The sequence below is a fragment of the Rhodovulum euryhalinum genome (assembly GCF_004342445.1).
Taxonomy (GTDB): Bacteria; Pseudomonadota; Alphaproteobacteria; order Rhodobacterales; family Rhodobacteraceae; genus Rhodovulum; species Rhodovulum euryhalinum.
On the sequence record NZ_SLWW01000007.1, the window covers coordinates 72,604 to 83,973 of the forward strand.

An 11,370-nucleotide genomic window follows, 5' to 3' on the forward strand; every position below is an offset into this window, starting at 1 on the left:
CATGCAGATCGTCGTCACCCAGGATACATTCCCGCTCGCCGAACCCTTCACCATCTCGCGCGGCTCGAAGACCGAGGCGCGGGTGCTGACCGTGCGCCTTGCCGCGAACGGTGCGATGGTGTGGGGCGAATGTGTGCCCTATGCCCGCTATGGCGAATCGCCGGACAGCGTGACTGCCCGGATCGAGGCCCTGCCCGAGACCTTCACCCGCGCCGAGTTGCAGGAGTTGCTGCCCGCGGGCGCCGCGCGCAACGCGGTCGACTGCGCGCTATGGGACCTCGCGGCCAAGCGCGCGGACAAGCGGGTTTGGCAACTGGCGGGCCTGCCCACACCGAAACCCGTCATCACGGCCTACACGCTCTCGCTCGACACGCCGGAAAACATGCGCGCGGCGGCGGCGAAACACGCCCGCCGCCCGCTGTTGAAGATCAAGCTGGGCACCCCCGACGACATGCCCCGGATCGAGGCCGTGCGCGACGGCGCCCCGAACGCCCGGATCATCGTCGACGCCAACGAGGGCTGGACTGCCGATATCTACGCCGATCTGGCCCCCCATCTGGTGCGCCTCGGCGTCGAACTGGTGGAACAGCCGCTGCCCGCTGACGCCGACGACATGCTGGCCGAGATTGCCCGCCCCCTGCCGGTCTGCGCGGATGAATCCTGCCATGACCGCGCCTCGCTGCCCGGGCTGAAGGGCAAGTATGATCTCGTCAACATCAAGCTCGACAAGACCGGCGGGCTGACCGAGGCGCTGGCGCTGAAGAAGGCGGCGCACGCGCAGGGCTTCGGCATCATGGTCGGCTGCATGGTGGGCACCAGCCTTGCGATGGGGCCCGCGGTGGTGCTGGCGCAGGGCGCGGCGGTGACGGATCTTGACGGGCCGCTGCTTCTGGCAGAAGACCGGCCCCATGCGCTGGTCTACGATGCCAAGGGCGTGCACCCGCCCTCGGCCTTCCTGTGGGGCTGACGCAGGAACCGCGAGAAGGAAAGGACCGCCGCGATGAGCCGGATCGTCTATGTGAATGGCGAGTATCTCCCCGAGGATCAGGCCAGGGTCTCGATCTTCGATCGCGGCTTCCTGTTCGCCGATGGCGTGTATGAGGTCACCAGCGTCCTGGATGGCAAGCTCATTGATTTCCAAGGCCACGCCGCGCGGCTGGAACGCTCGCTGGGCGAACTTGACATGGCCGCGCCGGTCACGATGGACGAACTGCTGGCGATCCACCGCGACCTGGTGAAGCTGAACAATGTCGAAGAGGGGATGGTCTATCTGCAGATCACCCGCGGCGCCGCGGCCGACCGCGACTTCGTCTTCCCCGACCCGGCGGCAACCCCCTCGACACTGGTGATGTTCACCCAGTCCAAGGGCCTGATCGACAGCGCCGCGGCAAAGACCGGCATCAAGGTGATCTCGATCGACGATATCCGCTGGGGCCGGCGCGACATCAAGACGGTGCAACTGCTCTACCCGTCGATGGGCAAGATGATGGCCAAGAAGGCCGGGGTCGACGACGCCTGGATGGTCGAGGACGGTGTCGTGACCGAGGGCACCTCGAACAACGCCTATATCGTCAAGGGCGGCAAGATCATCACCCGGCACCTGGGCACCGAGATCCTGCACGGCATCACCCGGGCGGCGGTGCTGAAGATGGCGCGCGAGTCGCAGATGGAGGTGGAAGAGCGCCCCTTCACCATCGAGGAGGCCAAGGCCGCCGACGAGGCCTTCGTCACCTCGGCCTCGACCTTTGTGACGCCCGTCGTGGCGATCGACGGGGTGGCGCTGGGGGATGGAACCCCCGGCCCGGTGGCCCGGCGCCTGCGCGAAATCTACATCGACGAAAGCCGCAAGGCGGCGCTCTAGGGGCGCGGGCCTCAGTCGTCGCGCCCCTCGTTCTCCTTGCCGGGCGGACGGGGGCGGCGTGTCGGCGGGTCGGTCTGCGGCTGCCCGGACCAGACCACGGGATATTCCAGCCAGCGCTGGATGAAGTTCCACGACTGGTTATAGCCGTCATGGGGCAGGGTGCAGGCCGAGCAGTCCTTGCGCGTCAGACCGTTCGCGTCGGTGAACACCTCGTAGGGACCGGGACATTCGTAGGCGATCAGCGGGCAATAGCAGAACAGGCAGTTGAACTCGCGCTTGATGCCCTTGTGGCAGGGCAGGAAGGGGCAGGTCGTGTTCGTGAAGCCCTTGAAGCCCTCGTTGGTGGTGGTGTCCTTCGGTTGCATCGGCCGACTTCCTTTCGCCACTTGGATGCCCGCGCCGTCCCGCGCCGCTGCACCCCTGATGCCCGGCCTCCGCGCGACAGGGCGGCGGCGCCGGATGCAGAACCCCGGGACGGAAAACAGCGGAGGGATGCGCGCCGGGCAACACCGGACCGGCCGCGTCCCGCCTCCGGGCCCGCCGCCCGAGGTCGGTTCATCGTTCCGGCAGGTCTCCTGGCTTGCGGGTCGTCACCCTGCCGCCCGCCTTCCCGGCACCGGCCGGTGGCTTTCGGGCGGGGGCTCGCCGCTTACAGTTGCGGGGGCAGCGCCGGGTTCGCACCGGCTTCCCTTTTCACTCCCGGGGGAGCACCTGAACGTCGTCCACACCTGACCTCGCCGGCGCCGTCTGTCAAGCGGGGCTGCGTTCATAACATGCATGACAGACGCCGGTGGCGCCCCGGCATCACGCCACCCGAACCGCGCCAGGGCAGCGCCTCAGGCGAAGCGCACGGATTTGGCCAGCGGCAGCTCGCGCACCCGCTGGCCGGTCGCGGCGAAGATCGCGTTGGCCAGCGCCGGGGCGGCGGGGGGCACCGGGGGCTCGCCGATGCCGCGGATGGTGTCGGTGGTTTCCAGCCCGCGAACCACGATCTCGGGGCAGGCGGGCAGCCGCATCGCCGGGTAGGTGTCGAAATTCTCCTGCTCGGGGCGGCCGTCTGCATAGGTCAGTTCCGACCAGATCGCGTGGGACAGGCCCCAGACCACGCCGCCCTGGACCTGGTTCTCGAAATTCACCGGGTCGAGCACGCGCCCCACCTCGGCCGCGACGAAGACCCGGTCGATGCGGATACCCCTGTCGGTCGCGGTCACCTCGACCACCTCTGCGCAGGGCACGCCGAAGGACAGGGTAAAGGCCAGCCCCCGGCCCCGGCCCGGCCCTAGCGCGCCGCCCCAGCCCGACATCTCGCCCACTGCCTCCAGCACCCGGGCGGAGGGCGCATGGCTGCACAGCCGCAGCCGTTCGGCCAGCGGATCGGCGCCGGCTTCGTGGATCAGCTCGTCCAGCAGGGATTCGTGGAAGAACCCGTTGGCCGATGCCCCCACCGACCGCCAGGAACTGACCGGCACGGTTTCGGCCGCGCGATAGCCGGTGACGCGATAGGCGGGAATCGCGAAGGGCTGGTCCCAGGCGCCCGCAACGATGGCGGTATCGGCCCCCAGCGCGTTGAACCCCAGCCGCCCCATCTGCGATTCCGAGACGGACGGCGCCGCGATCGACAGGTCCAGCGCCGCGACGCGACCCTCTGCCACCCGGCCGCGGCCCCGCGCGATGGCGGCGGGGCGGGGGAAATCGTGGGTCATGTCCTCTTCGCGCGACCAGGTCAGTTTCACCGGACGGCCCTCGGCCGCCCAGGCCAGCCGCACCGCCTGGTCGATGAAATCATCCTCCAGCCGCCGCCCGAAACTGCCGCCCATCGGCAGCGCCCGCAGCAGCACGCCGTCGCGTGACAGCCCCGACAGCCGCCGCGCGGTCTTGGCCGCAAAGCCCGGGATCTGGGTGCCCGCGCGCACCTCAAGCTGGCCGTTGCGGAACCAGGCCAGCGCGGTCATCGGCTCCAGCGGCGCATGCGCCAGGAAGGGCACGCGGTAGTCCGCCTCGACATCGGCGCCATCCGCCAGCGCCGCCTCGATATCGCCCTCGTCCTTCAGACGGCTGTCGCGCGCGTCCTCGTCAAGGGCGGCCGCGATCGACTCGAACAGCGCCCCGGTGGTCGCCGGATAGGGCGCGGGCCCCCAGTCGAAGCGGATCGCGCGCACCGCCTCGAAGGCCCGCCACGTGCTGTCGGCCAGCACGCCCGCGCCGCCGGGCAGCGGCACGACCCGGACCACGCCCTTCATCGCCTCGGCCGCGCTGGCGTCCATGGCCACGACCCCGCCGCCCCGCCGCGGGTTGGTGCGCACCGCGGCGAAAAGCATCCCCGGCAGTGCCTGGTCGATGCCATAGCGTTGCAGGCCGGTCGATTTCGCCACGATGTCGATCCGGCGCATCGGCCTGCCCAGCAGGCGCCACTCGGCCGGATCCTTCAGCCGGACCTCGCGGGGTTCCAGCAGGCGGCCCGCGGCGGGGGCAAGCTCGACATAGCTCAGCCGGGTGCCGTCGGGCGCGATCACCGCGCCGTCCCCGGTGGTCAGCGTGTCCTCGGCCACGCCCAGCCGCCGCGCCGCGGCGGTAACCAGTATCGCGCGGGCCGCCGCCCCGGCATGGCGCAGCCGGTCATAGGCATCGGGCACCGTCGACGACCCGCCGGTGATCTGCAAGGCCATCAGCTTGCTCGCCCATCCGCCGGCCTCGCGCGCGGCCTCGGCCATCCAGCCCTCGTCGGTCGCCGCGAAGGGCAGGCCCTCGGCCACGATCCGGGCGTTGTAATAGGCCGGGGCGGGCGGGCCCGGATCGGTGCGCACGGCGTCCAGCGCCACGTCCAGTTCCTCGGCGATCAGCGCCGCCTGAATCGAGGTGGCGCCCTGGCCCATGTCGGCGCGCGGCGTGATCAGCGTGATGCCGCCCCGGTCGATCAGCACATGGGGCGTCAGCGCCGCCATGCCGGGCGGCAGATCGTCGGCCAGCGGGCTGACATAGGGCTGGCGCAGAGAATAGATGCCGATCGCAAACCCGCCCGCCACCGTCGCCGCCCCGACCAGGAACCCCCGCCGCGCGATCTTGCCCAGACCTGCCATCGCTCAGCCCTCCCTCAGCTTGTCGGCCGCCAGCCGTACCGCCGCGCGGATCCGCGGATAGGTGCCACAGCGGCAGAGATTGCCCGCCAGCGCATCGTCGATCTGGTTCTGGCTCGGCGCGGGCACCTCGGCCAGCAGTGCGGCGGCGGCCATGATCTGGCCCGACTGGCAATAGCCGCATTGCGCGACCTGCGTCTCGATCCAGGCGGCCTGCACGGGATGCGGCGCCGCGGGCGTGCCCAGCCCCTCGATCGTGGTCACCGGCGCGTCCACATCGCCTGCCGCGACCTGGCAGGACTGCACCGCGCGGCCCCCCAGATGCACCGTGCAGGCGCCGCACTGGCCGATGCCGCAGCCGTATTTCGTGCCCGTCAGCCCGAGGATGTCGCGCAGCACCCACAAGAGCGGCATCTCGGGGTCGACATCGAGATCGTGTTCGGTTCCGTTCACGGTCAGCTTCATCTGCGCTGGGCCTCCTGCACGGCGAATCCCCTGGGGCGAACGCGGTTCGCGTGGCGCACCAATCGCCCGGTTTGGCCCCCTTTGGCAACGCCCCGGCGGACGTGTGCCCGTGAAACCCCGGCCCCGCGGGGCGCGCTTGTGGCGGACGCCCGCATCGCTATGCTGGGCAGCGCCCGCGCGCCGGGCCCACGAATTGCGGGACAGATAGCATGCAGCGACGGACCATCCAGACCCACCCGATCGAGGGGCAGAAGCCAGGCACCTCGGGGTTGCGCAAGAAGACGCGGGTCTTCATGGGGCCGCATTACCTGGAAAATTTCGTCCAGGCGATCTGGCTTGCGATCGGCGGCGTCCGCGGCAAGACGCTGGTTCTGGGCGGCGACGGGCGCTATTTCAACGACCGCGCCGCGCAGGTGATCCTGCGGATGGCGGCGGCGGGCGGCGCGGCCAAGGTGATCGTCGGGCAGAACGCGCTGCTGTCCACGCCCGCGGCCTCGAACCTGATCCGCCAGCGCCGGACCGACGGCGGAATCATCCTGTCGGCCAGCCACAATCCCGGCGGCCCGGACGAGGATTTCGGGATCAAGTTCAACTGCGCCAATGGCGGCCCCGCGCCCGAGGACCTGACCGGCCGCATGTACGAAGAGACGCGGCGGATGACCTCCTACGACATCGTCGAGGCGCAGGATGTCGACCTGTCGCGGCTGGGGGCGCTGCGGCTGGGCGACACGGTGATCGAGATCGTCGACCCCGTGGCCGACTACGCCTCGCTGATGGCGCGGCTGTTCGATTTCGAGGCGATCCGCGCGCTGTTCGCGGGGGGCTTCACGCTCCGCTTCGACGCGATGCACGCGGTCACCGGCCCCTATGCCCGGGCGATCCTCGAGGACATGCTGGGCGCGCCTTCGGGCAGCGTGGTGAACGCCGAGCCGAAACCGGATTTCGGCGGTGGCCATCCCGACCCGAACCCGATCTGGGCGAAATACCTGGTCGATCTGGTGATGGGGCCGGACGCGCCCGATTTCGCCGCCGCCTCGGACGGGGATGGCGACCGCAACATGATCCTGGGGCGCGGCATCGTGGTGACGCCGTCCGACAGCCTTGCTGTGCTGGCCGCCAACGCGCATCTGGCGCCCGGCTACGCGCGCGGGCTGACGGGGGTGGCGCGCTCGATGCCCACCTCGCGCGCGGTCGACCGGGTGGCCGCGGCGCGCGGGTTGGACCTGTATGAAACGCCGACGGGCTGGAAGTTCTTCGGCACCCTGCTGGACGCGGGCCGCGTGACGCTCTGCGGCGAGGAAAGCGCGGGCACGGGGTCCGACCATGTGCGCGAGAAGGACGGGCTCTGGGCGGTGCTGCTGTGGCTGAACATCCTTGCGGTGACGGGGCGGTCGGTGGCCGATACCATGCGCGCCCACTCGCGGGACTTCGGGCGCAACTACTACACCCGCCATGATTACGAAGGGCTGGAGTCGGACGCCGCCGCCGCGATGATGGCCGCGCTGCGCGCCCGCCTGCCGGACCTGCCGGGCCAGGATTTCGCCGGGCGGCGCGTCGAGACGGCGGACGAGTTCGCCTATGACGATCCGGTGGACGGTGCGCACAGCGCGGGGCAGGGGATCCGGGTGCATTTTGCGGGCGGGGCGCGGATTGTCTTCCGGCTGTCGGGCACCGGCACCGAGGGCGCGACGCTGCGGGTCTATCTGGAGGATTACATCTCCGACCCCGCCCGGCTGGAACTGCCGGTCGAGGAGGTGCTGGCCGACATGATCGCCGCCGCCGACGCGATCGCGGAAATCCATGCGCGCACCGGCCGCACCGCGCCCGACGTCAGGACGTAGCCCTCCCGCTCCCGGCCCGCGCGGGGCATGCGCCCCGCTTGTCCGGCGTTGGGCCGGGCGCGCCCGCTGTGCGGGCGCGTGCCTCCGGCGGGAGTATTTTGGCCAAGAAGAAGACCCGGGGCGCGCCGTTCAGGCCCCGGCGAAGGGATCGCGTCCATAGCCCACGGCGGCGAGGTAGAGCCCGTGCGGCGGGCAGACCGGCCCGCAGGCGGCGCGGTCGCGGGCGTCAAGCGCGGCGCGGACCTGTCCGGGCGACCAGGCGCCCGCGCCGACCCGTTCCAGCGTGCCGACGATGCTGCGCACCTGGTTGTGCAGGAAGCTGCGGGCGCGGAGGCGGAAGCGGAATTCCTGCCCGCCGGGAAAGCCGGTCTCCTCGATCTCCAGCGCGTCGATCGTCTTGACCGGCGATTTCGCCTGGCAGATCGAGGCCCGGAAGGTGGTGAAGTCGTGCCGGCCGACCAGATGTGCCGCGGCCGCGCGCATCGGCGCGAGGTCGAGCGGGTGGGGCACCTGCCAGACCCGGCCCAGTTCCAGCGTCATCGGCGCGCGGCGGGCGACGAGGCGGAAGAGATAGCGCCGCTCGATCGCCGAGAACCGGGCGTGGAAGTCGTCCTCCACCCGGGCGCAGTCGATCACCGCCACGGGCGCGGGTTTCAGGTGGTAGTTCAGCGCCTGCGTCAGCCGGAACGGTTCCCAGTCCTTGCGCAGCTCGCAATGCGCCACCTGGCCCAGCGCATGTACCCCCGCATCGGTCCGCCCCGCCGCCGCAATCGACGGCACGTCGGCCTCCAGCCGCGCCAGCGCCGCCTCGATGGCGCCCTGCACCGAGGGGCGGTGGGACTGGCGCTGCCAGCCGGAAAACGGCGTGCCGTCATATTCGATCTTCAGCGCATAGCGGGGCATGGGCGGGGGTTACCGCGACAATCGTTCCTTGGCAATCGCGCATGCCGGGGCTGGCGCGGGCGGCCGTGCGTGCTTAACTAGTTCCCAGCCTTGAAAGGAGCGATCTTGCGTATCGGAGATCTTGCCGACGGGGTGACGCGCGGGGTGGAGGGGTTGGCCGCCTCGGTGTCCGAGACCTTTCTCGAGCCGGTGATCCGGCTGGGCGTGACGGGGTTGTCGCGGGCCGGAAAGACCGTCTTCATCACCTCGCTGGTGGCCAACCTGATCGAGCGCGGGCGAATGCCGCAGTTGCGGGCCGCCGCCTCGGGCGCGATCTCTGCCGCCTATCTGCAACCCCAGCCCGACAACACCGTGCCGCGGTTTGACTATGAAACGCATCTGGATGCGCTGACGGGGACCAATCCGCACTGGCCCGATTCGACGCGCGCGGTGTCGGAACTGCGGCTGTCGCTCAAGGTGCGGCCGGGGGGCTTTGGCGGGCTGCTGGGGGCGGTGACGGGCCCGCGGACCATCCATCTCGACATCGTCGACTATCCGGGCGAGTGGCTTCTGGATCTGGCGCTGCTCGACAAGGGCTATGCCGACTGGTCGCGCGAGACGCTGGACCGGCTTGACCAGCGCCCCGGCGCCGGCACGTTCCGCGCGGCGCTGGCCACCGCCGATCCGGCGGCGAAACTGGACGAGCCGACGGCGCAGGCGCTGGCCGCGGCCTTCACCGCGTCGCTGCACGCCGCCCGCGAGGCCGGGTTTTCCGATTGCACGCCGGGCCGCTTCCTGTTGCCCGGCGAGATGGCCGGATCGCCGGTGCTGACCTTCGCGCCGCTGCCGGCCCCCGCAAGGGCCACCCCCCGCGGCAGTCTCTGGCGCGAGATGGAGCGGCGTTTCGAGGCCTACAAGGCCGAGGTGGTCAAGCCCTTCTTCCGCGAGCATTTCTCGCGGATCGACCGGCAGGTGGTGCTGGTCGACGCGCTGGGCGCGATCCATGCCGGCCCCCGCGCGGTCGAGGATCTGCGCCGCGCGATGACCGAGATCCTGGGGGCGTTCCGGCCGGGGCGCAATGCCTGGCTGGCCTCGCTGCTGCTGGGACGGCGGGTCGAGAAGATCCTGTTCGCCGCGACCAAGGCCGACCATCTGCACCACACCCAGCATGGCCGGCTGACCGCGATCATGCAGGCGCTGATGCGCGACGCCCGCAGGCGGGCCGATTTCGCCGGGGCCGAGACCGCGGCGATGTCGATTGCCGCCTTGCGCGCCACGGTGGAGGAAACCCGCAGCCAGGGTGGCGAGAGTTTTGACTGCGTGCGCGGCAGGCTGCTGGACACCGGGCGCGAGGCCGCGCTTTACCCTGGCGAACTGCCCGAGGATCCGGCGGTGCTGCTCGACCCCGCGCGCGAGGGCGCCGAGGACTGGCTGGACGCCGAATACGACATCATGCGATTCGCGCCCGCGCGGCTGACGCTGAAACCGGGTGACGGCCCGCCGCATATCCGGCTGGACAAGGCGGCGGATTTCCTGTTCGGGGACCGTCTCGGATGACCCGGCGGCCGGTCCTGTTCGACCTTGGCGGCGACGGCGAAACGCCCCGCAAGGACGAGTCCGGTCCCGGGCGCAGCGACCAGGAGCGGGAACAGGCCGAGCAGGCCCGGCAGGCGCGGGAACAGGCAGCGCGCGAGGCGGTCGAACGGGCGCAGGCCGAACGCGAAGAGGCCGCGCGCGAGATGGCCGAACGTGCACGGGCTGAGCGGGAGCAGGCCGAACGGGACCGGCGGGCGCGCGAGGTGGCCGAACGGGAAAAGGCCGAACGGGAACGACTGGCGCGCGAGGCGGCCGAACAGGAAAAGGCCGAGCGGGAACGGGCGGCCCGGGACGCCGCTGCCCGGGATCGGGCCGAACGGGAACGGATCGAGCGCGAGCGGGCCGAGGCGGCGCGCAGGGCACAGGAAACGGAAAAGCGGGAACGGATGGAGATGGAAAAGGCAAGGCGGGACAACGCCGAACGCCGCGCGGCAGAGCGCGCCCAGCCCGAGCGTCCGCCCGCGGATCCCCGTCCGAAACCCGCCCGTGCCCCCCGGCTGTTCGACACCGAAGCGCCCGCGCGGGCGGCCCCCCCGTCCCCCGCCGACGCCCCCCCGGTGCCCGAACCCGACACCGTCCTGCCCCCCGAGGGGCGGGCGATGCAGACGATGGCGATGCTTGCCGCCCGCCCGCCCTCGCGGCTGGCGCGGTTCTTCTGGTCCGCGCTTGCCGCGCTGATCGGTTTCGCGGTGTCGCTGGCAGCCTGGGATTTCGTCACCGGCCTGCTGGACCGCAACCCCGTGCTCGGCGGCATCGCTTTGGTGCTGCTCGGGCTTGTGCTGGCCGCGCTTTCACTGATCGCGCTGCGCGAGATGGCGGCCTTTGCGCGGCTGCGCCGTCTTGACACGCTGCACGCCGAGTCCGACGCGGCGCTGGCCGCCCATGACCTGACCGCCGCCCGCGCGGTTCTGGACCGGCTGTTCGCGCTTTACGCCCGCCGCGAGGATACAAGCTGGGGGCGCCAGCGGCTGGCCGAGCGGCGCGATGACATCCTCGATGCCGATGGCCTGCTGGGTCTGGCCGAGCGGGAACTGCTTGCCCCCCTCGATGCCGCCGCCATGCGCGAGATCGAGGCCGCCGCCCGCACCGTGGCCACGGTCACCGCGATCGTGCCGCTGGCGCTGGCCGATGTGGTGGCGGCGACGGTGGCCAACCTGCGCATGATCCGGCGGATTGCGGAAATCTATGGCGGGCGCGGCGGGTTCCTGGGCAGCGTCCGGCTGGCCCGCGCGGTGATGACCCACCTTGTCGCCACCGGCGCGGTGGCGGTGGGCGATGACATGCTGGGCTCGATCGCGGGCGGGGGCATGCTGTCCCGGCTGTCGCGCCGCTTTGGCGAGGGCATCGTGAACGGCGCGCTGACCGCGCGCGTCGGCGTTGCCGCGATGGAGGTCTGCCGCCCGCTGCCCTTCCGCGCGCTGAAGCGCCCCTCGGTCGGCGCGCTGGTCAAGCGCGCGCTTGCGGGTCTGTTTTCCAGGCCCGACACCTGATCCCGCGGCGCGCCGTCCCTTTACGCCCCCGCCCGTGCGGCCTATAAGCCCGGCCATGACGCACGGCCTTGCGATCATCCTTCGAATTACCGGCCCGGCGCTCTGATCCCAGAGCCGCCGGGACAAGGCGCTTGATCCCCCGCGCCGCCGCTTTCAGGACA

9 protein-coding genes and 1 riboswitch are annotated in these 11,370 nt (G+C 71.2%); of the genes, 5 read left to right on the plus strand and 4 right to left on the minus strand.

Features of this window, described 5'->3' with window-relative positions; genetic code table 11:
• The first annotated feature begins 1 nt into the window (after position 1).
• Together dgcA and EV655_RS09835 are read left to right on the plus strand one after the other, a co-directional pair.
• Entirely contained in the window at positions 2-967 is a 966-nt protein-coding gene (gene dgcA / locus EV655_RS09830; protein ID WP_132544310.1) for an N-acetyl-D-Glu racemase DgcA, read from the plus strand.
• Positions 968-1,000: 33 nt separating this feature from the next.
• On the plus strand, positions 1,001-1,861 hold the full coding sequence (locus EV655_RS09835) for a D-amino-acid transaminase (protein WP_132544312.1): 861 nt from the start codon (positions 1,001-1,003) through the stop codon (positions 1,859-1,861).
• A gap of 11 nt (positions 1,862-1,872) precedes the next feature.
• Here EV655_RS09835 and EV655_RS09840 read toward each other — a convergent pair whose 3' ends face one another.
• From EV655_RS09840 to EV655_RS09850, 3 genes are all read right to left on the minus strand, one after another.
• Positions 1,873-2,226 (minus strand): cysteine-rich small domain-containing protein, encoded by a 354-nt coding sequence (locus EV655_RS09840; protein ID WP_132544314.1) that lies wholly within the window; start codon positions 2,224-2,226, stop codon positions 1,873-1,875.
• Between the two features lie 183 nt (positions 2,227-2,409).
• Positions 2,410-2,591, minus strand: a riboswitch (cobalamin riboswitch).
• A 106-nt stretch (positions 2,592-2,697) separates the two neighbouring features.
• Entirely contained in the window at positions 2,698-4,938 is a 2,241-nt protein-coding gene (locus tag EV655_RS09845) for a xanthine dehydrogenase family protein molybdopterin-binding subunit (protein ID WP_132544316.1), read from the minus strand.
• A gap of 3 nt (positions 4,939-4,941) precedes the next feature.
• On the minus strand, positions 4,942-5,400 hold the full coding sequence (locus EV655_RS09850) for a (2Fe-2S)-binding protein (protein WP_132544318.1): 459 nt from the start codon (positions 5,398-5,400) through the stop codon (positions 4,942-4,944).
• 209 nt (positions 5,401-5,609) lie between these two features.
• Between EV655_RS09850 and EV655_RS09855 the strand changes: the two genes are divergently transcribed.
• The gene (locus EV655_RS09855; RefSeq protein WP_132544320.1) at positions 5,610-7,241 is read left to right on the plus strand and encodes an alpha-D-glucose phosphate-specific phosphoglucomutase; all 1,632 of its coding nucleotides are present in this window, start codon (positions 5,610-5,612) and stop codon (positions 7,239-7,241) included.
• Between the two features lie 129 nt (positions 7,242-7,370).
• Here EV655_RS09855 and truA read toward each other — a convergent pair whose 3' ends face one another.
• On the minus strand, positions 7,371-8,144 hold the full coding sequence (gene truA, locus EV655_RS09860) for a tRNA pseudouridine(38-40) synthase TruA (RefSeq protein ID WP_132544322.1): 774 nt from the start codon (positions 8,142-8,144) through the stop codon (positions 7,371-7,373).
• Between the two features lie 105 nt (positions 8,145-8,249).
• Here truA and EV655_RS09865 point away from each other — a divergent pair, with 105 nt between their 5' ends.
• Both EV655_RS09865 and EV655_RS09870 read left to right on the plus strand, forming a co-directional pair.
• On the plus strand, positions 8,250-9,680 hold the full coding sequence (locus EV655_RS09865) for a YcjX family GTP-binding protein (RefSeq protein ID WP_132544324.1): 1,431 nt from the start codon (positions 8,250-8,252) through the stop codon (positions 9,678-9,680).
• A gap of 431 nt (positions 9,681-10,111) precedes the next feature.
• Positions 10,112-11,209, plus strand: a complete 1,098-nt coding sequence (locus tag EV655_RS09870; RefSeq protein ID WP_132544603.1) for a YcjF family protein — start codon at positions 10,112-10,114, stop codon at positions 11,207-11,209.
• The last annotated feature ends 161 nt before the right edge of the window (positions 11,210-11,370 follow it).